We start from the raw sequence: 22,847 nt of genomic DNA, 5'->3' as shown, positions 1-22,847 counted from the left end.
TGCCGTCAGCTCTTCAGGAGTTCGAGTTTGCGCTCGGCCTTGATCTCGGGCGCCGTGCTGTTGCTCGTGATGTAGAGGTGCGGCTTTCCGCCATCCTCGACATGCCACTGCCCGCCGACCACCCGGATCTTCGAGACATTGGCGATTCCGCTTGCGCCGAAGTCGAGATTTCCGATGACTGTATCGGTCTTGAGCTTGCGGAGGCTCTCGACGACCTTGTTGGGGGATTTCGGATCGCCACTTGCCTTCAAGGCCTGTACGCCAGCCTCGAACAGGGCATGCGCGACGCCGATCGGCTGCGTCCACTCCCGCTTCGTGGCCGCCTGGTAGGCGGCAGCAAGCTCGGTCGCGGTTTGCCCGGTCAGGCTCGAGCGGAACGGGTAGCTCGGCAACCACCAGATTTCCGTGGACATACCCTCCGCGCGCGGACCCAGCGCCGCCACACCGCCCGGGAAGAGCAACGCCTTCGCGATTGTGCAAACCTTCGGCTTGAACCCCATCTGAGCCGATTGATTCAGGAAGGTCGCCCATTCGGGAGGATTGAACAGGCCGGTGACGATCTCCACGCCTTCCTTCTTGAAGGCCTGGATGTGGGTCGAGAAGTCGTCCGCTCCAACCGGGAAGCGTCCGACATCGATGATCTTGTAGCCGGCCTTGGCGAAGGCGCCCGGCATGCCGAGCTTCGCGTCGCCCATGGCATTGCCAGGAACGTCATTCGAGAAGACGGAGCCGACCACCTTGTTGGTGTCTGCGTCCTTCCAGATGTCGAGATAGACGGCCGCAATGTCCTCGATTCCCCAGAAGAAATGAAACACGTTCTTGAATCCCTTGGCCGGATCGCCCTTCATCGGGAACATCCACGCCTGCCACGGGCCCATCGTCGAAATGCAGGGAACGCCGTTGAGCTCGCACTGCTGCGATACGGCCGGACCGATCGAGACCTGCGCAAGCATCAGGTCGATGTTCTCCTTGTTGATGAGCTCGGCGGCGAGGTTGGACTGACGGTCCGGGCTGCTCTGATCGTCGCGCGCGATGATCTCGACCTCATATTTTGACCCTCCCACCGACAGCCCGCCGGCAAGCGACTTTCTGACCTGATCGAGAATGAAATCGTCGGCCTCGGCAAACGGCGCGAATGGCCCGGTCTTCGGGCTGATGTAACCGACGCGAATCTTCTTGTCCGCGGCAGCCCACGCACGGCCGGTCGAGCCGAGCGTCGCCCCCGCCGTCAGCGCCGCTGCGGTTTTTAGAAAGTCGCGGCGCGCGGGGTCGGCAATACCGGTCTCGGGGACAGGACTGGAGTTAATCTTCGAAACCATGAATGTTCTCCGATGCAAAGATGCTGACCGAATTGACGGGCCCACATTGGTCAGCTCTGTCGAAGGCGGCTTGGTTCGGACGGAACAGAAACTTGTCTGAGACGGCTGGACGAGATCCCCGCGTCAGCGGAAAACAATCCGGGCCAACCCGGGAAAATGGCATATTTCGTGCTTGATCGGTCCCGAAATTGAGCAATAAACTTCACGCTGGCGGATGATCCTGTTCAGTGATTGCCGCCGAAGGGGCACCCAAGAACCCCATCGTAACGGATCGAGGGGAATCAAGAGATGCTTCTGGAAGCCACAAAGGCTGCTTCGATGCAGCCGTGCTTCGCCTCGACGGCGAGCCTTCCGCCGCGAGAGCGCTTCGACTATTGGCACGACGTTGTAAGCCGCAACCTCGTCGACCTGGACTACCGGTTGGTTGGCGAAGCTCAATTCGATGCAAGCTTCCACTCCACACCGATCAATGGTCTCGACCTGTGCCGCATCAAGGCTTCTCCCCATGTGGCTCAGCGAAGCACCGAAGGCATCTCCCGCGCGGACCACTCGATGCTGGTCTTCAACTTCGTCCTGTCGGGCTCGCTGGTCGCCGAGCAGGATGGGCGCTTGGCGCACCTGAACCCCGGCGACGGCGCACTGTGTGACGCAACGCGACCATACAAGCTTTCCTCGCACGAGGCGTTCGAGCTTGCCTGCGTTCGGGTCCCCCGCGAGCAGTGCGTCGGCAGGATCCCGCACCTCAATCGTCTCTCGGCTTGCAATTTGGGTGACCGATCCGAGCTCGCGCCAATGGTCTTTGGCTATTTGTCACATCTCGTCGATCGTGCGCCCCATCTTACGAGCCGCGCAGCCGGCCTCAAGATATCGCAGAATTTCAAGGACCTTCTGCTTGCCCTACTGGCGGAATTGGCTGAGTCCTGCGCGCCCTCCCTTACCGAATATCGGAGCCTGGCTCTGATGAGGATCAAGGAGACGGTCGAGCGCAACGTTCACGATGCCGATCTGACACCGGCGACGATCGCAGCCGAGCTCAAGCTGTCGGCAAGATACATCAACCAGTTGCTCGAAGTCGAGGGGACCTCGTTGTCGCGCTACATATGGTCAAGGCGGCTCGATCGCTGCGCCGAACAACTGAAGGACCCGGCTTTGCGCGCGCGCGGCGTGTCACAGATCGCGATGGACAACGGGTTCAACGATCTCAGTCATTTCAGCAAGGCCTTCCGGATCAAGTTCGGAATGGCGCCGCGCGATTATCGAAACGGGCAGGAGATGCATTCCTGATATCCGAGCGCTGGGCCTCGCATCGTACCAGCCTCGTTGGGCCTCAGGTCACACCGTGAGGTGCGCGAGAATCTGCTGTCGATCGAGCTCGGACGCCGCCGCGCTCAACACGATTTCTCCGTGGTCCATGATCACGATCCGGTCGGCCACTCGGTCGACCAATGTCAGGTTTTGCTCGACGACTAGAAACGACGCCCCGGCTTCCTTCTGCGCGAGCATGAGTTCTGCCATGCGAACGACGTTCTCGAACTGAACCCCCTCGGTCGGCTCGTCGATGATCACCATCGCCGATCCCTCCGAGAGGCCCCGCACAAAGGACAGCAGCTTCTTCTCGCCGCCGGAGAGCGTTCCGGCGTGCTGGCCGCGGCGTTCGGAGAGTCGCGGAAAGGCACGAAAATAGGGATCGAACTCGTCGAGCCGGCGATCGGTGCGCATCAGAGTTAAGTTCTCCGCAACGGTGAGATCATCGAATACCACCCTCTCCTGCGGGCAGTAGGTCAACCCTAGCCTCAGGTTCTCCGACGGCCGCTTCCCTGTGATCTCAACACCTGCGAGCTGCACTGTCCCGCTCATCGGCTGCAGGAATCCGCACGCAAGCTTCGCAAGCGTCGATTTTCCAACGCCGTTGCGACCAAGCAGACACACCACCTCTCCCCGATCGATCGAAATACTGACGTCGCGGACGACTCGTCCCGACCCATACCCGCCAGAGATGTTCTGGATCTCGAAATAGCCGCCTGTCATCGGGAGCCTCCGACATAGACGGCGCGGACCTCCGGATTCCGCTGCACCTCCTCGACGCTGCCGTCCGCGAGAAAACGGCCTTCATGCAGCACGACCACGCGGTCAGCGAGGCGGCGCACGAGCTCCATGTCGTGCTCGATGATGATGATGCGCAGGTTCAGCTCGCCTCGCGCCCATTGGATTGCGTCGATCACTGCTGCGGTCTCTTCGTGCGACAGCCCCGCACAGGGTTCATCCAGCAGCAACATGCGCGGCTCGGTAATCAGGGCCATGGTGAGCTCGAGAATTTGACGCTCGCCGTGGGACAGAGCAGATGCCGACCTTGCTCCGTCATTCAGGAACTGGAAGCGCCTTCGCATCTCCTCGAGCAGCGGCGAGGTCCATCCAAACAGACCGAGCCGAAGCAGGTCGAACCCGTGCCAACGTCCGGCCCAAAGCGCGACAGCCAGGTTTTCGTCGATCGTCAACGTCGGAAACACTGACGGTGCCTGGAATTTACGGGCCACTCCCTTGTTTGCAACGATCGCCGGCTCTGGCCGAAGCACGTCCGCTCCATCAATGACAATCCTGCCGCCTCGCCTCGGCAGCATGCCCGTCATGACGTTGAGCGTCGAGGTCTTGCCGGCACCGTTCGGGCCGATAACGCAGAGCACGGCTTCCTCGCCGGTGCGCACCGACAGGCCATCCAGAATTGTCACATCCCCGACGCGCACACGTACATCCTCAAATGCCACAGAGAGCGACGTTGCAATGCGCGGCTTGCCGGGGGCTGCTGATCTGGCGCGCGTGCCCATTCTCGCGAATGAGAACCCTCGCAATGGCGCAAAGAGAGTCATGAGTCCGCCGGGAAGGCGAAGCACGACGACGATGAAGAACAACGCGATGCCAATCTCCCACCAGGGGAAGCGATCACGCAACTCGGCCGACAGAACCCCGACGACGACTGCGCCAATCACAGGCCCGAGCACGGTGGCACGACCACCGACAGCAGCAAAAATCACCAGGTCGCCGGAAAAGGCAAAGCCTGCAAGATCGGGCGTCACGAGGTTTTGTTGCGGAGCATAAAGAGCTCCCGCAAGGCCGGCGAGGCCGGACGCTGTCGCAAACGCAGCTGCCTTGATAACTGAAACGTCATAACCGAGAAAGGCGAGTCGCCGTTCGTTGTCGGCAGCTGCTCGCCACAAGACGCCAATTGGGGCGCGCAAGAGGTAGTCAACAGCGGCGATGCTCAGCCCCAAGACGATGGCAATGAGATAGTAGAGGTCGAGGAAGCCATCCAAGCCGGGAAGGCCTGGAATATTGCGAAGCCCATTGAATCCGCCGGTGACGCTACTCCATCCGTTCGCCACCTGAAATGCCGCCAGTGTCAACGCGAGCGTCATCAGCGAGAACGACGGGCCTTGCTCAAACCGGCCTCGGAACACCAGAGCGGCAAACCCAAAGGCAAGAACGGCGACGAGGACGCTGGCGGCGGGCAGCGCGAGATAGGCGATCGGCGACGAGCCAAAAGCGAGCAGCCCATGTGCCGTCAGGTAGGCGGCGATCGCGACAAACATTCCCTGCCCAAGCGGCAGAATCCCTGCCTGTCCCCAGGTCAGACCAACCCCCAAGGCGGCCAGGCCGTAGATGAAATAGAGCCCGAGCTGATAGGCCCAGAACTCACCCAGCAAGGGTGGAATGAGGATCAAGAACGCCAGTGTCAGGATGCTACGGACGAGGAAATAAGCCACGGGGTCGCTGCCAAAGGAAGAGGATGGAGATGAGGAGCATGGCGAGATAGGCCGAGGTCGGGCTGACGGCGGCAGACAAAACACTTTGCAGTCCACCGATGATGGTCGCGCCAGCGAATAGCCCGGCTACGGTTCCCATTCCGCCGACGACCAGCGCGAAGAATGAGTTCACGATGAAGGTCAGCCCCATGAATGGTTCGACCGGCGTCAGCGGCGCAACCAGGACGCCGGCAACACCTGCCAATGCCGTGCCCGTGATGAAGGTGTTTCGCGCCAGTTCACGCGTTCGGATGCCAACGGCCTCCGCGAGCACGGGATTGCCGACCATGGCTCGGATTCGAGCTCCGGTCGGAGCGCGCCGGTACCAGACAAACAGGCAGGCAAGCACCAATGCGGCGACGACCATCAGCACCAATCGGTACGCCGGATAGGACTCACCAAAGAGGCTCACTGAGCCGCCGATCGGAATCTCCACGCTGCGATAGCCCCGGCCGAACCCAAGCTCGACACACTTGCGAAGCAGCAGTCCCAGCCCCCAGGTTGCCAGCAGCGTCTCGAATGGTTCGTAGTGCAACGGCCTTATCAGGCATCGCTCCACGACAAGGCCGATAACCCCACAGACCAGCGCAGCGGCCGGTATCGCGAGCAAATATGGAAGCCCTGCCCTTTGCACCATATAGGCGGCATACGCGCCTATCATGATGAACTCGCCATGCGCGATGTTCAGGACATTCAACAAGCCCATCACGACGGCGAGGCCGAGGACCAACATCGCAAGGATCAGGGATTCGAACACGACGTTGAGCCCCTGCGTGAAGAGCAATGCCTCCATACCATCGACCTCGTCAGGTGCAGGACTGCTGTGTCGGGACGGCCGCAAAGGTGTCGATCACAGCGAACTTCGTTCCCTCGCAACGAGCCAGGAAGATGTTCTTCGAGGTGTGGCGGTGCGTCATGGTCATCGGCCCGCTCGGGGTGTTGAACTGCACGCCCTCGGCAGCCGCGGCGAAGTCCTTGGCGGCGAGCGAATTCGACTTGGTCGTCACAGCGGCCGCGAACACAAACGCATCGTAAAGGCCCTTGGATATGGTGCACTGCTGCGGCGCCTTGTCGCCATACTTCTTGGTCAGTTCGCCAATGAAGGCCTTGTTTTCCGGAAGATCGAGATCCGCGAAATAGCCGAGGCTCGAGTAGAGGTTCTTGCTGGCATCCTTCCCGATTCCGATCAGCGTATTCTCCTCGAGCAGGCAAGACAGGCGAAGGATATCATCGGACAGATTGAAGTCGGCGAAGGTGCGGTTGAAGTTGACATTGTCGCCGCCGACCAAGGTCTGCAGCACGATGGCAGGCTTTGCAGACTTGATCTTGGTCACCGTGTTCTCGAACTTGTTCGGCGCGCCAAGCGGGTAGTAATCCTCCGCGACGACGGTGCCGCCGAGATCAGCGATGTATTTCTTCGCCTTGTCATTGGTCGTGCGTGGCCAGACGTAGTCGTTGCCGACAAGGTAGAAAGTCTTGCCTTTGGCGAGTTCGACCATCTTCGGAAGCGTCTTCTGCAACTCCTGCTCGGGCACTTCGCCGAGAAAGTAGACGTTGGACGAGCAGTCGTCCCCCTCGAACAGAGGCGTGTAAACGTACGGGATCTTGCCTTTGACCACGTTCTCCACGCCCTGCCGAACAGCGCTGTCGTGCGAGCCGAAGATCATCTCGACCTTGTCGCTCAGCATCAACTTGACGGCGCTCTTGGCCACTTCGGCAGGCGAAGCTCCCGCGTCGGCGAAGATGATTTCGACTTGGCGTCCGAGAATTCCGCCTTTGGCATTGATGGTCGCGGCGCCCAGCTCTGCCGCTGCGCGTTGCGCAGGACCGAACAAGGCAGCCGGCCCGGAATCGGCGACAAGAACGCCGATCTTGAGCGCGTCCGCTGCGCGCGCAGGGCGAATGATCGCGGGCGCACCTATCGCAAGGGCTGCCGCACCGGCGGCACGGACGAGGTCGCGACGAGTCATCTTGATTGATGTAGGCACTTTTCCCTCCAATGATGGCATGACGATATGTGCAATCGGGTCAGGGCGTTGGCGTTGGCGGCGGCGGAAGCACCTTCTCCAGCGCGATAGCAAGCGAGAGCAGTTCTCGATCTCCACCGGCGGGAGCGTCGAATTCAAGACCGACCGGCAGACCAGCCGAGGTCAGGCCGACGGGGATGCTAATGCCAGGAAGGCCGGCATTGCTTCCGGGATCAGTGTTACGGATGACGGCTGCAAAGGTCGGAACGGCTCGGCCGTTGAGCATTACGCTATCGTCTTCGCCAATCAGTGGAGGCGGCAGCGGTGTCGTTGGAAAGACCACAGCATCGATTTGGTTTTCGGCAAAACATGCGCGATAGAGCGAGATCAGCTTCGGCCGATGGATTTCCATCGCCTCCCGATAAGCCTCTGCTGGAACTTCCGATGCGGGGTTCAGCAAAGGTGCGAGAACGGCTTTGACGTCGGGGCTGGCTATCTCTGCGACGATCTCGGCAAAGCGCGGAGCGATGCCTTCCTCTCTTAGATACGCATCGAGGTCACGTTTGACTTCATAAAGCGCCACCGTGAACGAAACGGCCTCGTTCGGTGCGGCAACCTCGCGCAGATCGACTTCGATCAAGGTGACGCCTGCGCGCTTGAGCACGTCGAGAGCCGCTTCGCAAATACTGGCGGTCTCCTGCTCCAGATCATCCCAGAAGAATGACCTGGGCACGCCAATCCGGAGATCCGATAGCCGCTTCACCGGGACAGGGCTGGCATCGCCCGTGACAGCAGCGTCGAGGGCTGCGAGGTCGGCGGCATGTCGCGCCAAGGGCCCCGCAGTGTCGCGCGTTGACGAGATCGGAACGATGCCCGCCTGCGGCCACCGCAACACCGTCGGCCGAAAACCCATCACGCTGCAGAATGCAGCGGGAACGCGGACCGATCCGCCGGTGTCGGAGCCGATGCTGGCCGGGACCAGCCGCGCTCCCACGGCCGCACCAGAGCCACCGCTCGAGCCTCCCGGTATGTGACGATCTCCGAAGGGATTCCTAATGGCTCCGAACGCCTGATTGTTCGAGCTTATGCCGAACGCCAACTCGTGCATCCCGGCTTTGCCGAAGGCAATCGCGCCGGCATCCTTCAGGGCTTTGACGACCGGAGCGTCCGCTTTCGGCCGGTGCGCGCGCAATGCGGGCGTGCCGGCCGTCGTAGGCAGACCGGCGGTATTGATGTTGTCCTTGAATGCGATCGGCACGCCATGGAGCGATCCAAGCGCCTGACCGGCCTGTCGCTGTTGATCGGCCCGCCGAGCCGCCGCCATGACCTGGTCGGCATCGAGCGTGACAAATGCGTTCAGCCCGCTGAATGTCCTCGCGCGCTCCAGCAGCGCCGAAGCAAGCGCCTCCGCGGTGATCTCGCCCGAGCGGATCGCGGCAGCGGCTTCCACCACGCCCATTTCGTGCAGATTTTTCATGGCCAGTCCCAGAAATTGCTTCCAGGACGCGATTGATAGGATGCCTCTGCACGCGGCGGTATCAACAGAAATGTGGAGCGTACGCGACCGCGCTGCAACATCAGCGCGCCGCGACCTCAATCTGAGGCGGTCGGGGACCGCTGCGGTTCAACTGATCGGCTTCTCGCGTGCCACCAGGGCTGCAAGTTCGGCACGGTTGGCGCAGCAGCGCTTCCGCATGGCGTTGTTGATATGTGTGCGAACGGTCGCAAAGCCGATGTTGAGCAACCGCGAGATATCTCGATCCGTGCAGCCCCTCGCGACCAGGCTCGCGACGTCGCTTTCGCGCGCGGTCAAGTCCTCGTACCTGTGCATGCCTCGCAACATCGCGCCGCGCAGGAATGGCTCGAGACCGGTAAGAAGATCGATCTCGCGACTTTCGAAATCCGGGCGTCCCGCCGCGCGCCAAATCCGGAAGTCACCGAGATCGCGGTCGCCGTCGAAGACATACATGTTGATGCCGTGATGCAGGCCATCTCGCGCCAGGAAGTCGTTGTAGAACTCGGTACGGATCATATCGCGGCGAGGTAATACTTCTTCAACGAACGAGGCGCGACGGCGCTGGCGAAGCTGCGCGGTCATGGGATCGCGAAACTGAAACCAGTCGTCGTAGCGCTTCAGATTCTGCGGATCCATGTTGAGCGAGACGCCGTGTTGGAAATTCGCGCTTTCTGACCGCCAGACATACGATGCGACGAAGTCGGCGCGCAGCAGCCGCAGCAGATCCGGAAGGATCGACTGTCTCAGGTCGGCGCTCGGATCCATGCGCTGAAGTCGCACGACGATGTCACCGAATAGCCTCAGGTCTTGCGAAACAATGTCGCGGACGCGGTTCATCGATCTTTCCCTCCTCCCGCCGACCGAAGCAATTTTCTTGCCATCATAGGCGGAGGCGGTGGCACCGATAAAGGGGGTTTATTCAGGACAGCCCACCTGACCCGGCGTGCACTCCAAGCTCGAAGCTACCCGCCTTCCAACAACAGGACAGGCATCTAAACCGTTGCACCCAAGCCTCTTTGGCTGTTGTCGTAACTAGTTCGGGGTGTACTCAAGCATCCCCATGGCCGAACTTGCGGTCAGCGTTTGCGGCTTCCCGCCGACGTCAGCCGTCTCAACTCGTCCAGCAGCTTCACTGCCGGAACGGCCAGGAGACCCCGGCGGCGGCGAAACGCCACCAGCCTTCGCCTCCCATCGACCCCGGCGATCGAAAGGGGAGCAATGAGACCGGCGCGCCGCTCCGGCTCGAACATCGGCTCCGCCATCCAGCTGAGAAACCCGGAATCGACGACAAGGCTCTTGAGCACCGTGATCGAGCGTGTTCTGACGATCACATCTGGCATGCCGAGGCCTTGCTCGGCGAACACACGCTCGACGTGCTGATGCGGTCCGGTGCCGGGTGGCGGGATCGTCCATTTCTCGTGAAGCGTATCGGCGAGCGTCAATTTTCGACGACGCCTGAGAGGGTGCCCGGACGAAACGATCACGTGGCTCGTGTCCTCCCAGCAGCAATCACGGATTGCAACGATTTCGTCCGTGTCCGGCGCTTCCGCGCCCAAGGCAAGATCGATCTCGTGCTTCGACAAACTCGCTGCCAACAAGTCCCAGACGCCTTCAAATACTTCGAAATGAAGTCCGGGCCATTTGGTCAAGGTGCGCTTGATCGCGGGCGGCAGGATCGAACTCGCGATGCTCGCCACCGCCCCTACTCGAACGGTCCCCTTCGCCGCTCCGCGTAGCGCCTGAATTTCCTCCAGCGCTTGCGTGGCCTCGACATGCAGCGACGTCGCGTGCGGTAAGAAGGCCCTTCCGATATCTGTCAGTTGCATGCCTTTGGAGTGGCGCTCGAACAGTTCGGCGCCAAGTTGCTGCTCCAGCCGTTTGATTGCCCGGCTCAGCGCGGGCTGTGTCATGTTCAACAGGACAGCCGCCCGGCCAAGACTCCCCGCCTTGACGATCGTGGTGAAGGTCGTCAGCTGTTCGATGCTCAGGGCCATAACCAAGTGTAATGGCTTTTCCCCTTTTTTTCAATTCTTTGCAACGGCGTCCCTCCCCTAGTGTCCGAACGACAAAAAGACCGGGATGGGAACGGATATGGCCACAGGGACGGATACGTTCGAGCAAAGACGCGTGACCGCGCCGACTGTGCGCGATGTCGTCGTCGATCTGCTGCGTCGTCTCAACATGACGTCCGTCTTCGCCAACCCAGGATCGACGGAATTGCCGTTGTTCCGGCACTTCCCCGACGATTTCCGCTACGTTCTCGGACTTCAGGAGGCCGTTGTGGTCGGCATGGCCGACGGCTTTGCGCAGGCAACGCGCAACGCCGCCTTCGTCAACCTGCATTCGGCGGCCGGCGTCGGCAACGCCATGGGCAACATCTTCACCGCGTTCAAGAACCGGACGCCTCTCGTCATCACGGCCGGCCAGCAGGCCCGCTCTATCCTGCCTTTCGATCCGTTTCTCGCCTCCCGCGAGGCCACCGAGCTTCCGAAGCCCTATGTGAAATGGAGCATCGAACCGGCACGTGCCGAGGACGTGCCGCATGCCATTGCGCGGGCCTACTACATCGCGATGACGCAACCTTGCGGGCCCGTCCTGGTCTCGGTGCCCGTGGACGACTGGGATCGTCCCGCCGAGTATCTGCCGCCACGCACGGTCAGCCAGCAGGTCCGCCCCGATCCAGCCATTCTCGACCAGATCGGAAGTGCCCTCGATCGTTCGAAGCGGCCGGCTTTCGTCGTCGGAGCGGCTGTTGATCGCGACGGGGCCTTCAACGAGGTCCGGCAGCTCGCCGAAGCGCACAATGCGCGAGTCTTCACTGCGCCGATGTCCGGCCGCTGCAGCTTCCCCGAGGACCACCGACTGTTCGCGGGATTCCTGCCGGCAATCCGCGAGAAGATCGTCCACCTGCTCGAGGGACACGATCTCGTCTTCGCGATCGGCGCGCCGGCGTTCTCGTATCATGTCGAGGGATTTGGTCCGCATCTGCCTGACGGAGCCGAGCTCTTCCAGCTGACCGACGATCCCCAGACCGCGGCATGGACGCCGGACGGAATGGCCGCGATCGGCAGCGTGCGGCTCGGCCTCCTGGATCTTCTAGCACGTGCGACGCCGCCGACACGCTCCACTCCTCCTGCTCGCACCATCGCGCGGCGAGTGGAGCCGACGGCGCCGCTCTCAACGGCCTTCGTGATGCAAACCATTGCTGACATGAAGCCCACCGCCGGGATCATCGTCGAGGAAGCGCCGGGCGCCAGGCCAGTGATGCAGGCGCACTTGCCCATCACGCAGAGCGAAGCCTTCTACACCATGGACAGCGGCGGCCTCGGTTACGGCATGCCGGCGGCTGTCGGCGTGGCCCTCGGCAAGCCCGGCCGCCGTGTGATTGCTCTGATGGGCGATGGCTCAAGCCTCTACTCGATCCAGGCCATCTGGAGCGCCGCACAACTTGTTCTGCCTGTCACCTTCGTCATCCTCAAGAACGGGCGCTACGCCGCGCTACAGGACTTCGCACCTGTGTTCGGCTTCGGCTCGCAAGAGCACGTCCAAGGCACCGATCTCCCCGGCCTCGATTTCGTCTCGATCGCGAGGGGCCTGGGCTGCTCCGCAATTCATGTCGAGAATGCCAAGGGCCTCCATGACGCTTTGGCCAAGGCATTTTCGTCCGGGCGACCGACACTGATCGAAGTCGAGGTCGAGGACAGAGACCTGCACCGATAAGCAGAGCCGACTTGTACAGATAAAACAGAACCCAGGGAGTAGAGATGAATACGATTTCGATGTTGATCGGCGGCGAACAGCGAGCTGCCACCGGTAACGCCACGTTCGAGCGCCTCAATCCGCTCGATGGCCAGATTGCAACGCGAGCGCCAGCAGCGACACCGCAGGATGCGATTGCGGCCGTGGAAGCTGCAGCCGCAGCCTTCCCGAGTTGGTCTGCAACGGGCCCCTCGGAACGTCGCGCCCTTCTGACCCGAGCCGCGCATGCGCTGGAAGCGAAGGCCCCGTCATTCGCCGCCTCGATCGCTGCCGAAACCGGCGGCTCGGGGATCTGGGCCGGGTTCAACGTCCATCTCGCGGCCGGCATGCTGCTCGAAGCCGCCGCGATGACGACGCAGATCAGCGGCGAGATCATTCCCTCCGACGTACCCGGCAGCCTTGCAATGGCAGTGCGGCAACCAGCCGGGGTGGTCCTGGGCATGGCGCCCTGGAATGCGCCTGTGATCCTCGGCGTGCGAGCGATCGCGCTTCCGCTGGCTTGCGGAAACACCGTCGTTTTGAAGGGATCGGAGCTGTGCCCCGCAACCCACGGGCTGATCGTCGAGGCGTTCAAGGAAGCCGGCTTTCCCAAGGGCGTCGTCAACTACGTCACCAACGCTCCGTCGGACGCAGGACCTGTCGTCGAAGCGATGATCGCGCATCCCGCCGTCCGCCGGGTCAATTTCACAGGATCGACCCGCGTCGGAAAGATCATCGCTGCCACTTGCGCCAAGTATCTCAAGCCGGCCGTCCTCGAACTCGGAGGCAAGGCGCCACTCGTTGTTCTTGATGATGCCGACATCGGCGCCGCCGTGAACGCAGCCACGTTTGGTGCCTTTGCCAACTCGGGACAGATCTGCATGTCGACCGAGCGGATCATTGTTGACGAGGCCATCGCCAACGAATTCGTGCGTCGCCTTGCCGACAAGGCATCCAATCTGCCGCTTGGCGACCCGCGAAAGGGCCCCGTCGTCCTCGGCTCCGTCGTCGACATGACCACCGTCAAGCGCTGCAACGACCTCATCGATGACGCACTCGCGAAAGGCGCGAAACTGCTTTGCGGTGGAAAGGCTGAATCCACACTGATGCCGGCCACACTGATCGACGGTGTCACATCGAATATGAAGATCTACAGCGAGGAGTCCTTCGGACCGATCAAGCCCATCGTTCGGGTCAAGGGCGAGGACGCAGCGATCGCCTGCGCAAACGACAATGCCTACGGCTTGTCGTCTGCCGTGTTCACCAGGGATACGTCGCGAGGCATGCGCGTCGCCTCGCGCATCCAATCCGGCATCTGCCACATCAATGGTCCCACCGTACACGACGAGGCCCAGATGCCGTTCGGTGGGGTCAAGGACAGCGGATACGGGCGGTTTGGCGGCAAGTCTGGAATTGCGGAATTCACGGACACCCGCTGGATGACCATTCAGACAAGCGAACGACACTATCCGTTCTGATCGGGCGCGAGCCCGATCTCAACCCCAATGAAGTGACGTCGCCCTTCCGCCATTGCCGGGGAGGGCACGGGGAAGCTCGTCCAGAAGGGAGCGCAGGATGTCAGATCAGCAGCAACAGCGCCATGGGATCGCCATTTTCGGCTGTCCCGCGAACGGACCCTTGTTCGGCGGTCCTCATTTCGAAGGCCTATCGAACGTCAACTTGATCCGACACATCGATGCAAAACAACAGGGAGGGAAGTTGTGACAGAGTCGTACCCCATAGGCCCCTTGTCCACTCCGCACATCGCGGCAACCTCCAGCCCAACTCGCCATCCCAGTGAGGTGAACAGCAGCCGCGACAGCGCAGCCTCCCTGGACATCGGGCAGCTCCTTGATAATGGCCCCTGGACTGTCCTGCAGAAAATCGTCGTCTTCATCGCCGCGCTATCGATCATCATGGACGGGTTTGATGGACAGCTGATCGGCTTCGCTGTGCCAGTTCTGATCAAGGAATGGGGTGTTACGCGCGGCGACTTTGCTCCTGCCCTTGCCGCCGGCTTGGTCGGAATGGGAATAGGGAGCGCCTTCACCGGCCTCCTGGCTGACCGGTTCGGACGACGCGGCGCCGTGATCGTTAGTGTGATGGTCTTCGGGCTGGCAACCTTCTGCATCGGCTTCGCGGCCAACCTGTGGCACATCGGCGCGCTGCGATTCATAGCAGGACTCGGCATTGGCGGAGCGTTGCCGAGCTCCACCACTGTTGCAGCGGAATTCACGCCCGCACGGCGGCGGACGCTCGCCATTACCGCGACCATCGTCTGTGTCCCGCTTGGAGGCATGCTCGCCGGCCTGTTCGCTGGCCTGGTCCTGCCGAATTTCGGTTGGAGGGCCCTGTTCTTCCTTGGCGGAGCTCTGGCCGTGCTCCTGAGCTTCCTTCTGCTCTTCATCCTCCCGGAAACGCCCCGTTTTCTCGTGCGCCGGCCCGCGCGTTGGGCCGAGCTGCGCCGGCTCGTCGGGCGCATATCGCGACCGGTCGCAGCCGATATAGTCTTCACAGATTTGAGCGAGCAAAGAATCGAGAAACGCGAGGGTTTTCTTGCATTGTTCGAGAAGGGTCGGGCTCGCGACACGATCGCGCTCTGGTGCGCCTTTTTTCTCAACCTGCTTGCCGTCTATAGCGCCTTCACGTGGTTGCCGACGATGCTGACGTCCGAAGGGCTGGACGTCGCGATCGCGGGGTCCGGCTTGACCGCCTACAACTTCGGAGGCGTGCTCGGCGCATTGACCTGCGCCGTAGCCATCACCCGGTACGGCTCCCGTTGGCCGCTCCTGCTGTGCAGCTTCCTCGGCGCCGCCACCGCGCTTTACCTGACCCGCGTGAACATCGCGCTGGAAGCAAGCATGCTGATAGCAGGGTTCGGTGTGCAGGGCTTCTTCGCCAATGCGGTGCAGTCGACCATGTATGCCGTGTGCGCGTATGTCTACCCGACCTCGGTGCGGGCGACGGGCACGGCCTCCGCCCTCGCTTTTGGCCGGCTTGGAGCCATCCTCAGTGCCTTTGCCGGTGCAACGGTGATCACGGTCGGCGGAAAGGATGGCTATCTCCTGATGCTGGGCGTTGCCATGATGGGTCTCACCCTCTCACTCGCTGTCGTTGGTCGCCATATCCCCGCGCGCAAAACGTGACGAGAGGTCGTTACAGCCGCTCGACACATTCGAAAGATTGCGAGAGGAACACTCAATGCGAACACAAGTAGGTATAGTCGGAGCGGGTCCCGCGGGATTGCTGCTCTCTCAGATGCTGTATCTAAGCGGCATCGACTCGATCATCATCGAAAGCCGGTCGCAGGCAGAGATCGAGCAGACGATCCGGGCCGGCGTTCTCGAGCAGTCGACCGTAGATCTGATGACCGAGATCGGTGCCGGAGATCGCATGAAGCACGAGGGTTTCGTCCATGGCGGTTTTGAGCTGCGTTTCGCCGGCCGCGGGCATCGGATCGATCTTCAGAGCCTGTCGAATGGCCGCACGATCACCGTATATCCGCAGCACGAAGTCTTGAAAGACCTGATCGCGCTTCGCTTGCGTACGGGCGGCCAGATTCATTTTGAGGCCAAAGCAACCAGTATCGACGGCCTCACCTCCGACCGGCCCGCCATCCGATTCGCCACCAAGCATGGCGAGACGCGCGAACTGTCCTGCGACTTCGTCGCCGGATGTGACGGCGGCTACGGTGCAAGTCGCGTCGCAATACCAGAACACTCGGTCCGCCGCGACTACTTCCGGGTCTATCCTTTCGGCTGGTTCGGGATTCTGGCCAAGGCGCCTCCATCTTCTGAAGAGTTGATCTACACTCACCACGAACGCGGGTTTGCGCTGATCTCAACGAGATCTGCGGACGTGCAGCGCATGTATTTCCAATGCGACCCCACCGACAGCGTCGATAACTGGTCCGATGATCGAATCTGGAATGAGCTGCAGGCCCGGGTGGGTGGCGATGGGTTCGAGCTCAAGATGGGTGCGATCTTTCAAAAGGGGATCATCCCCCTCCGCTCGTTCGTCTGCGAACCGATGCAGCATGGACGATTATTCCTTGCCGGTGACGCAGCGCATTCCGTCCCCCCAACCGGCGCCAAGGGCTTGAACCTGGCCGCGGCCGACGTGCACGTACTCGCCGGGGCGTTGGCCTCGTATTACGCCAAACGATCGACCGATCTTTTGGATGCCTATTCGCGCACCGCGCTTCGCCGCGTGTGGCGCGCCCAGCACTTCTCATGGTGGATGACGTCGATGCTCCATCGATTCCATGAGGGCACCGAATTCGACCTGAAGCGCCAACTCGCAGAGCTTGAGCTCGTGGCCTCGTCCAGGGCGGCCGCGACAACTCTCGCCGAAAACTACGTAGGCCTGCCATTCGCGTGACGGCTCCGATCGCCACGACTAGCAATCGAGCGAAATTCGGCGAATCGTTAGCACTGGCCGGCGTCCGCCCCTTCAAGATGCGGACCGTTTGGGCTCGCTCGTGGCGCCTGTTGATCTGGTTCGGCCTCGGAGCTACTCCTTCCCGTCGGCTGGACGACCAACAATTTCGATCAAACGGGGCAAGGCTATTGCAATTGGCGAACAAGCCGCTTCAACCGCTGCCGTCAGCAGCACAATCGCGGAAAATCGTTTGGCGTACAAAATCGCAGGATTGGTAGCGGAGGAGCGCTACCGCTTTTCCCCACACCTGCCGAACCTACGATATCTTACCCAATCCTTGGCATGAGGTAGTTGTTTGGCCACTGACCGAGCCCACTTTACGCTCTCAAAGACGAGTTTCGAAGACCAGGAAGATCGGATCGCACGAAAGCGAGCGACGTGCATCTTCTCCGCGGCTGCCGGATCCCCGGCACCTAGCAGCGCAATGCACGTAGCGCGCTGTTAGATTGGGTGTTTGGTGAGGAACGCGAGAACGAGATCCGCGATCTCATCGCTCTTCTCGTCGAGCGCGAAATGGCCGGCGTCGAGCAAATGTATTTCAGCGTCCGGCAGATCGCGCCTGTATGCCTCTGCCCCGGGAGCGATGAACGAGGGATCGTTCCGTCCCCAGACCACCAAGGTCGGCAGCTTATGCTCCCACAACCATGCTTGCCATGCAGGATATGAGGCGACATTCGTCCGGTAGTCGTAGAGCAGATCTTCCTGGATTTCGCGTTGGCCGACGCGCGACAGGTGGGCGTACTCGTCGGTCCAGGTATCCGGGTTGTAACGGTCGGGATGCGAAGTGCCAAGCGTATGACGCTGTTCGGTCGCGGCCCGCGATACAAACGTGTCGAACACGTCAGGATGCGCCTTCGGATCGGCCCAATACTGCGCGATGGTGGTCCACTTGGCGCCCAGGCCTTCCTTATAGGCGTTGGCATTCTGGATGATCAGAGCGTGCACCCGCTCCGGATGCGCCAGCAGCATGCGGAAACCAACGGGCCCGCCATAGTCATGAAGGTAGAAGGCGCATTTGCTGATTTTGAGCTGATCGAGCAAGTCATCCATCGTCATCGCCAGATGGTCGAAGGTGTATGCATAGGACGATGGCGGTGGGGCCTCGCTCTGACCGAATCCCGGAAAGTCCGGTGCCACCAGATGATAACGGGTGGCAAGCAAGGGAATGAGCGTATCGAACTCGCGTGAGGAGGACGGAAACCCGTGCAACAGCACGATCGTTGGCGCATCTTTCGGACCGGCCTCGCGGTAGAAGATGCCGACGCCATCAACGGTCACGCGGTGGTAGGTTGTCGTGGCAGATGTAGATTCCATAGGAGTGGCCTCCACAGCATGGCCAACGATCCACGCGGCCGCAGCCGCCGCGAGAACTAGAGTTTTCATCATCCTAATCCTTCCTCGCCGATTCGCTTTCATTCGATCGGTGGCATGTGGCTACGAACTGATCTGCGCGCCGTCGCTGCTACTGGCGTGCCGCTGTTGCATGGCTCGATCGATCAGCAGAGTATCCGTATACATGTCAAAGCGAGCGAGTTTGCCGTCAACAACGCGCCATACGTGGGCGAACGGTGCGCGCATAGCCCCGCCCGTCGCCTTATTGACCCCGGAATAGGCTCCGAGGCTGACGACGCGATCCCCTTCGACGATGAAGTCGTCAGCAACGGCCGCGAAATTGTCCCAGTCGCGCACCAGCGGGACCAGCAGCTTATCGAGAACTTCCTGCGGTTGGCGCCAAGTGCCGCTGTAATAGGGAAATCCCTCGGCCTCGGTCCAGTGCAGATTGGGATGTAACAGGCTTAAAACCGTAGCTGCATCGACCCGCGAAACGGCGTCGTAAAACGCCCGGACTGTTTGAACTGCTTGACTCATGAATCCTTACTCCATGTTTTGGTTGACGATGTGGATTAGGTCGAGGGAGAAAGCTCTATTGAGCGCGAGAGATTGGCGGTGGCGATGCGGGTTGTGGCGAACTCGGCAACGATCAGTGCGATGACAGCCAACCCAGCTCCTATGATTCCGAGGTTGTGCGCGCCGAGCACCTGGATTCCCACAGCACCGACAACGCCGGCCGCGGAGATCCCGAAGAAGGAGCCTGCCGTGTTGAGGCCCAGAAGCACCGGCGCGATCGACGGAGCGAGACCAACCAGCCGATGTTGCTGCGGCACTAGTAGCCCCCAACCGGCGGCGCCCCAGATTGCGATCGCGGGCACCGCGGTCCAAAGTTCTCTGCTGGTCCACGGCATCAGCGCGCTGTCGATCGCGAGCACAGTCAACATCGTCAGGATCACCTTGCGCGAGCCGATCCGGTCGATCAGGCGTCCGGAACCAAGGTTCGCGAACGTGCCAGCCGCGCCCCACAGCACAAGCAGCGCACCGAGCACGACGGCGCTTCCGTCGATCGCTTGGTCGAAAGCGACGGCGAAGTACGTATAGACGGTGAATATGCCGGTCAGACCAAGAAAAGTTGTCGCGAGCGTCAATCCGACACGCACATCAGCGAGGGGCGCGAGGCGCTTGCTCAACGAGACCGCCGGGGGCAGCGGCACGTCGGTCAGGAAGACCCACACGCCGAGGCCGGCAACGGTACCGAGAGCGGCCACGAAAGCCATGGTCCAGCGCCAGTCGCCGAGGCCGCCGATCACGGCCCCGGTCGGCGAGCCGAGCGCCGTGGACAGAGTGAGCCCGGCGACGACGACGGAAAGGGCAAAGCCTCGCCGCTCAGCAGGAACGAGCATCGCGGCCGATCCCGTGGCCGTGGGCGAGAACATCGCCGCGCCCAGGCCGGCGAAGGCTCGGGCCAACAGCGCGATCCCGAAACTCGGAGCCATCGCGGTTGCCAGGTTGGCGAGCACGAAGATGGCTACTCCTGAAAGAAGGAGGCGCTTGCGCGGTATCGCCGCTGCGATCGCGGCAATGATCGGCGAGAGCAAGGCGAAGGCGACCGAATACACAGTCGTCATTTGGCCTGCGGCTCCGATGCTCACATCGAAAGCACGCGTGATTTCCGGCAGCACGCCGGCAACGACATAGCTGTCGGTGCCGAGCGCAAACATTCCGATGGCCAATACCAAAAGGCGGCGGTCCATGATCATTCTCCCGATTTCGGTTTATCAGGCGCGAGCCGCAAGGAACCGAGCGACCGCCGCGGCGGCCTCGAAGCTGCCCTCAGGATCGGGGTTGAGAAGAGTTGGTTGGAAGCGGATCTCTTCGATCTCGGTGACGCCGGCCTGGTTCAGCCAGTCCCGCAGATAGGTCGAGTGATGATCGACGCCGAAGGCCGGAGACGGCATCGATGGGCCGAAGGCGCCGCTCGTCAGTGTCAGCACCGCCTTCTTGTTCTTCAGCAGTCCGAAGTAGCCCGCCTGGGGATCAAGGCCCCACAGGAGTCCAGGCTGATGAATCACGTCGATGTACTGCTTCAGGCGATAGGGGATCCCGCCATTCCACATCGGGACTGCGATGAGATAGAGGTCCGCCGAGATGAACCGGTTCGCCACTGCCGTGATCTCGTCCCAGGCGTTCTTCTGTCGGCCCTCGTGGATTTGACCCGCGATGACAGCCATCTTCGCGGCGACCTTGTCACCGTCGAAGTCGGGAAGTCTTTCCTGCGCGAGGTCGAGCGTGTCGACGACAAGACCTGGACGCCGCTCGCGCAGCGCAGCGACATAAACATCGGCGACGGCGCTGCTCTTGGAGGCGGTGCCGCGCGGAGAAGCTTTGATGTACAGCAATTTGCTCATGGTCGTGGTTCTGATTGGAGGGGATTTGATCGCGGATGGTCGACCGACGTCGACACGGGGCCGCTCAGGCGGCGTCGGAAACAGCTTCAGGAACGAAGACTGCCTTGATCTCGGCGGCGACCTGCCCTGCGTTTTCGTCGAGCACGAAGTGGCCGGCATCGAGCCAGACCAGCTTTGCGTCAGGCAGATCATTCAGGTAGGCGCGCGCCCCCGGCGGGATGAAAAATGGGTCGTGCTTGCCCCAGACGATCAGCGCCTTCGGCCGGTGCGCGCGGAAGGCCGCCTGCCATTCAGGATAAAGCGCGACGTTGGTCTTGTAGTTCTCGAGCAGATCGACCTGGTAGTCCTGGGTGCCCGAGCGATCGAGCAGTGCCTGATCGAGTATCCAGTTGTCGGGGTTGATCGCTTCGGGATCGCTCGCCCCGACCAGCCATTGAAATCTGGTACCTTCCAGTCTGACGAACTCGCGCGCGGCCTTTTCCGTTTCCGCCGTGCGGTTCTCCCAGAGCGGCAGCAGCACTTTTTTCGGCGCGTCTCCGACGCCTTCGATGTAGGCGTTGGCGTTCTGGATGATGAAGCCCCTCACCCGCTCGGGCGCTCGGGTGAACAGGCGGAAACCGATGGGCCCGCCGTAGTCCTGCATGTAGAGGATGTACGACTCGAGCTTCAATGCCTCGATCAGGCCCGCGACATGCGACGCGAGGTTGTCGAAGCTGTAGGTGAACGCATCCCGCGATGGCGCGTCCGAATGGCCGAAGCCAACGTAGTCAGGCGCAATCAGATGGAAGCGGTCGGAGAGTAGCGGCATCAGGTCGCGGAACATCTGACTGCTGGTCGGCAGGCCATGGAGCAGCAGGATTGTGGGAGCCGAAGGGTCGCCGGCCTCGCGGTAGAAGATCTTCCGGCCGTTCACGGTGGCGTTACGGTAGTGGGCGCGGATCGTGGTCATCGTCTCTCCTCGTCGGTTCGGACGCCGCGATGGTGTGTGGCGCCACCGACCGTTTATGCCCTTCCAAAACTCTGCGGCAGTCGCTAGGTTTGGGAGGAGACCTCTCGCTTTATGGAAGGGCCCTTGGATCGCCTGGAAGCCATGTCGGTGCTGCTCGCGGCGGCGGAGAGTGGCAGCCTCTCGAAGGCGAGCCGAGACCTCCGGCTTCCGCTGGCGACGGTCAGTCGCAAGGTCGCCGAGCTCGAGGCATACCTGAACGCAACCTTGCTGATCCGATCCGCAAAGGGGCTGGAGTTGACGCCAGCCGGCCGCTCCTATGTGAGCGCCGCGAAGGCGATCCTGGAGCAGGTGACCGAAGCCGAGCGCGCGGCCGCGGGCGAATACACCGAGCCGAAGGGAGATCTGGTCGTCACCGCGCCGATCATGTTCGGACGGTTGCATGTGCTGCCGATAGTGACGCGTTTCCTCGCCGCCTACCCCGACGTTGCCGTCGGACTGGTCATGACCGATCGGGTCGCGCATTTCCTGGATGATCAGGTCGACGTAGCGCTGCGCATCGGTCCTCTACCGGATTCGAGCCTGATCGCGACGCGATTGGGCACGGTACGACACGTGATTTGTGCAAGCCCCGACTATCTCGCCGCGAACGGTACACCTTCGACGCCCGACGACCTCGCGCGGCACAGCGTGATTTCGTTTCAGAGCGTGTCGGTGTTGAGCTCCTGGGACTTTGAGTCCGAAGGCGCCGAGATCACTGCTTCATTCCGCTCGCGTCTCAGTGTGAACACGATCGATGCCGCGATCGACGCGGGGCTCTCTGGGGCGGGCCTGGTACGCGCGGTGTCCTACCAGATCGTCGACCATGTCCGCAGCGGCCGGCTGAAGCTCGTCCTCGAATCCTTCGAACCGGCGCCACGCCCCGTGCATCTCGTCTACGACACGCAGAGCCGGTTGCCCCTGAAGCTGCGCGCCTTCGTCGATTTCGTGGTCCCGCGTCTGCGCGAGCGGGTGACAGACGCGGCCATTTAGAAACCCGTGCGCAGAACGCAATTCGCGCCGAGGCCTCTCGATCGCTACCGTCAGGAGCACAAAATCGCAGTGCATCGTGGTTTGGCGCAGGAAATCGTATGACGATCGGCACCGCAGATGCCGATATCGCCAAGCACCTGCAGATCGGCCTGAACGCGTCCGTCGCCAAGGTTCGCCGAGTGTTTACCTCCGCCGACGGGACCGTGATCTACCTGGCCGAGGCCGTCTAGCGAGGGGCTTCATCCGCCTCGAAATGGATCTAACGCCTTAAGCCGATCGCCAAGGAGCATCGGGGCATTTCTTGATCGACATCGGAGTCTGCGGCTTGCGCAGAACCTCCTCCTTCGCTTTG

20 protein-coding genes are annotated in these 22,847 nt (G+C 61.7%); 7 read left to right on the top strand and 13 right to left on the bottom strand.

From position 1 onward, the window contains the following. Positions 1–5 precede the first annotated feature (5 nt). Positions 6–1,319 carry an ABC transporter substrate-binding protein gene (locus tag XH89_RS14525; protein ID WP_194467694.1) on the bottom strand — a complete coding sequence of 438 codons (1,314 nt, stop codon included), beginning with the start codon at positions 1,317–1,319 and terminating at the stop codon, positions 6–8. 288 nt (positions 1,320–1,607) lie between these two features. On the opposite strand from XH89_RS14525, the gene XH89_RS14520 reads away from it, so the two are divergent. Further along, positions 1,608–2,603 (top strand): helix-turn-helix domain-containing protein, encoded by a 996-nt coding sequence (locus tag XH89_RS14520; protein WP_194467693.1) that lies wholly within the window; start codon positions 1,608–1,610, stop codon positions 2,601–2,603. Between the two features lie 48 nt (positions 2,604–2,651). Here XH89_RS14520 and XH89_RS14515 read toward each other — a convergent pair whose 3' ends face one another. From XH89_RS14515 to XH89_RS14485, 7 genes are all read right to left on the bottom strand, one after another. Beyond that, a complete protein-coding gene (locus tag XH89_RS14515; protein WP_194467692.1) occupies positions 2,652–3,347 on the bottom strand; it encodes an ABC transporter ATP-binding protein in 696 nt (231 codons plus the stop codon). After that, positions 3,344–5,077: an ATP-binding cassette domain-containing protein gene (locus XH89_RS14510; RefSeq protein WP_194467691.1), complete on the bottom strand. Its 1,734-nt coding sequence runs from the start codon at positions 5,075–5,077 to the stop codon at positions 3,344–3,346. Before XH89_RS14510 ends, XH89_RS14515 begins: the two co-directional genes overlap by 4 nt. Then, positions 5,055–5,909 (bottom strand): branched-chain amino acid ABC transporter permease, encoded by an 855-nt coding sequence (locus XH89_RS14505; protein WP_194467690.1) that lies wholly within the window; start codon positions 5,907–5,909, stop codon positions 5,055–5,057. The genes XH89_RS14510 and XH89_RS14505 overlap by 23 nt, the downstream gene beginning before the upstream one ends. Positions 5,910–5,922: 13 nt before the next feature. Beyond that, entirely contained in the window at positions 5,923–7,104 is a 1,182-nt protein-coding gene (locus XH89_RS14500; RefSeq protein ID WP_246767838.1) for a substrate-binding domain-containing protein, read from the bottom strand. A 40-nt stretch (positions 7,105–7,144) separates the two neighbouring features. Next, a complete protein-coding gene (gene iaaH / locus XH89_RS14495) occupies positions 7,145–8,680 on the bottom strand; it encodes an indoleacetamide hydrolase (RefSeq protein WP_210345247.1) in 1,536 nt (511 codons plus the stop codon). Positions 8,681–8,707: 27 nt separating this feature from the next. Next, a complete protein-coding gene (locus tag XH89_RS14490) occupies positions 8,708–9,436 on the bottom strand; it encodes a helix-turn-helix transcriptional regulator (protein WP_194467688.1) in 729 nt (242 codons plus the stop codon). Between the two features lie 239 nt (positions 9,437–9,675). Next, positions 9,676–10,593 (bottom strand): LysR family transcriptional regulator, encoded by a 918-nt coding sequence (locus tag XH89_RS14485; protein ID WP_194468481.1) that lies wholly within the window; start codon positions 10,591–10,593, stop codon positions 9,676–9,678. Positions 10,594–10,726: 133 nt separating this feature from the next. On the opposite strand from XH89_RS14485, the gene mdlC reads away from it, so the two are divergent. The 4 genes from mdlC (at position 10,727) to XH89_RS14465 (ending at position 16,717) form a co-directional block, all read left to right on the top strand. Further along, complete coding sequence (mdlC, locus tag XH89_RS14480; RefSeq protein ID WP_371825213.1) at positions 10,727–12,319, top strand: benzoylformate decarboxylase; 1,593 nt, start codon at positions 10,727–10,729, stop codon at positions 12,317–12,319. Positions 12,320–12,363: 44 nt separating this feature from the next. Then, positions 12,364–13,815, top strand: coding sequence for an aldehyde dehydrogenase (locus XH89_RS14475; RefSeq protein ID WP_194467686.1), 1,452 nt, complete (start codon positions 12,364–12,366; stop codon positions 13,813–13,815). Between the two features lie 324 nt (positions 13,816–14,139). After that, positions 14,140–15,483, top strand: a complete 1,344-nt coding sequence (locus tag XH89_RS14470; RefSeq protein WP_194467685.1) for an MFS transporter — start codon at positions 14,140–14,142, stop codon at positions 15,481–15,483. Positions 15,484–15,538: 55 nt separating this feature from the next. Beyond that, positions 15,539–16,717: a 4-hydroxybenzoate 3-monooxygenase gene (locus XH89_RS14465; RefSeq protein ID WP_194467684.1), complete on the top strand. Its 1,179-nt coding sequence runs from the start codon at positions 15,539–15,541 to the stop codon at positions 16,715–16,717. A gap of 501 nt (positions 16,718–17,218) precedes the next feature. On the opposite strand, the gene XH89_RS14460 is transcribed toward XH89_RS14465, so the two are convergent. From XH89_RS14460 to XH89_RS14440, 5 genes are all read right to left on the bottom strand, one after another. Beyond that, positions 17,219–18,160 (bottom strand): alpha/beta fold hydrolase, encoded by a 942-nt coding sequence (locus tag XH89_RS14460; RefSeq protein WP_194468480.1) that lies wholly within the window; start codon positions 18,158–18,160, stop codon positions 17,219–17,221. A 51-nt stretch (positions 18,161–18,211) separates the two neighbouring features. Next, entirely contained in the window at positions 18,212–18,646 is a 435-nt protein-coding gene (locus XH89_RS14455) for a nuclear transport factor 2 family protein (protein WP_194467683.1), read from the bottom strand. A gap of 35 nt (positions 18,647–18,681) precedes the next feature. Further along, complete coding sequence (locus XH89_RS14450) at positions 18,682–19,863, bottom strand: MFS transporter (RefSeq protein ID WP_194467682.1); 1,182 nt, start codon at positions 19,861–19,863, stop codon at positions 18,682–18,684. 24 nt (positions 19,864–19,887) lie between these two features. Next, positions 19,888–20,517 carry an FMN-dependent NADH-azoreductase gene (locus tag XH89_RS14445; RefSeq protein WP_194467681.1) on the bottom strand — a complete coding sequence of 210 codons (630 nt, stop codon included), beginning with the start codon at positions 20,515–20,517 and terminating at the stop codon, positions 19,888–19,890. A gap of 64 nt (positions 20,518–20,581) precedes the next feature. Further along, a complete protein-coding gene (locus tag XH89_RS14440) occupies positions 20,582–21,466 on the bottom strand; it encodes an alpha/beta fold hydrolase (RefSeq protein ID WP_194467680.1) in 885 nt (294 codons plus the stop codon). A gap of 123 nt (positions 21,467–21,589) precedes the next feature. On the opposite strand from XH89_RS14440, the gene XH89_RS14435 reads away from it, so the two are divergent. Both XH89_RS14435 and XH89_RS41835 read left to right on the top strand, forming a co-directional pair. Then, complete coding sequence (locus tag XH89_RS14435; RefSeq protein WP_194467679.1) at positions 21,590–22,495, top strand: LysR family transcriptional regulator; 906 nt, start codon at positions 21,590–21,592, stop codon at positions 22,493–22,495. Between the two features lie 98 nt (positions 22,496–22,593). Then, entirely contained in the window at positions 22,594–22,725 is a 132-nt protein-coding gene (locus XH89_RS41835) for a hypothetical protein (protein ID WP_256440145.1), read from the top strand. The last annotated feature ends 122 nt before the right edge of the window (positions 22,726–22,847 follow it).

The organism is Bradyrhizobium sp. CCBAU 53340 (assembly GCF_015291645.1).
In the GTDB taxonomy this organism is placed as follows: Bacteria; Pseudomonadota; Alphaproteobacteria; order Rhizobiales; family Xanthobacteraceae; genus Bradyrhizobium.
This window is presented reverse-complemented; position numbering and strand designations above follow the sequence as displayed.

Excerpts from the sequence above, each read along its gene's own strand:
- XH89_RS14525 (WP_194467694.1), bottom strand. The coding sequence starts at position 1,319 with ATGGTTTCGAAGATTAACTCCAGTCCTGTCCCCGAGACCGGTATTGCC.
- XH89_RS14520 (WP_194467693.1), top strand. The coding sequence starts at position 1,608 with ATGCTTCTGGAAGCCACAAAGGCTGCTTCGATGCAGCCGTGCTTCGCC.
- XH89_RS14515 (WP_194467692.1), bottom strand. The coding sequence starts at position 3,347 with ATGACAGGCGGCTATTTCGAGATCCAGAACATCTCTGGCGGGTATGGG.
- XH89_RS14505 (WP_194467690.1), bottom strand. The coding sequence starts at position 5,909 with ATGGAGGCATTGCTCTTCACGCAGGGGCTCAACGTCGTGTTCGAATCC.
- XH89_RS14490 (WP_194467688.1), bottom strand. The coding sequence starts at position 9,436 with ATGAACCGCGTCCGCGACATTGTTTCGCAAGACCTGAGGCTATTCGGT.
- XH89_RS14485 (WP_194468481.1), bottom strand. The coding sequence starts at position 10,593 with ATGGCCCTGAGCATCGAACAGCTGACGACCTTCACCACGATCGTCAAG.
- XH89_RS14475 (WP_194467686.1), top strand. The coding sequence starts at position 12,364 with ATGAATACGATTTCGATGTTGATCGGCGGCGAACAGCGAGCTGCCACC.
- XH89_RS14465 (WP_194467684.1), top strand. The coding sequence starts at position 15,539 with ATGCGAACACAAGTAGGTATAGTCGGAGCGGGTCCCGCGGGATTGCTG.
- XH89_RS14460 (WP_194468480.1), bottom strand. The coding sequence starts at position 18,160 with ATGAAAACTCTAGTTCTCGCGGCGGCTGCGGCCGCGTGGATCGTTGGC.
- XH89_RS14455 (WP_194467683.1), bottom strand. The coding sequence starts at position 18,646 with ATGAGTCAAGCAGTTCAAACAGTCCGGGCGTTTTACGACGCCGTTTCG.
- XH89_RS14450 (WP_194467682.1), bottom strand. The coding sequence starts at position 19,863 with ATGGACCGCCGCCTTTTGGTATTGGCCATCGGAATGTTTGCGCTCGGC.
- XH89_RS14445 (WP_194467681.1), bottom strand. The coding sequence starts at position 20,517 with ATGAGCAAATTGCTGTACATCAAAGCTTCTCCGCGCGGCACCGCCTCC.
- XH89_RS14440 (WP_194467680.1), bottom strand. The coding sequence starts at position 21,466 with ATGACCACGATCCGCGCCCACTACCGTAACGCCACCGTGAACGGCCGG.
- XH89_RS41835 (WP_256440145.1), top strand. The coding sequence starts at position 22,594 with ATGACGATCGGCACCGCAGATGCCGATATCGCCAAGCACCTGCAGATC.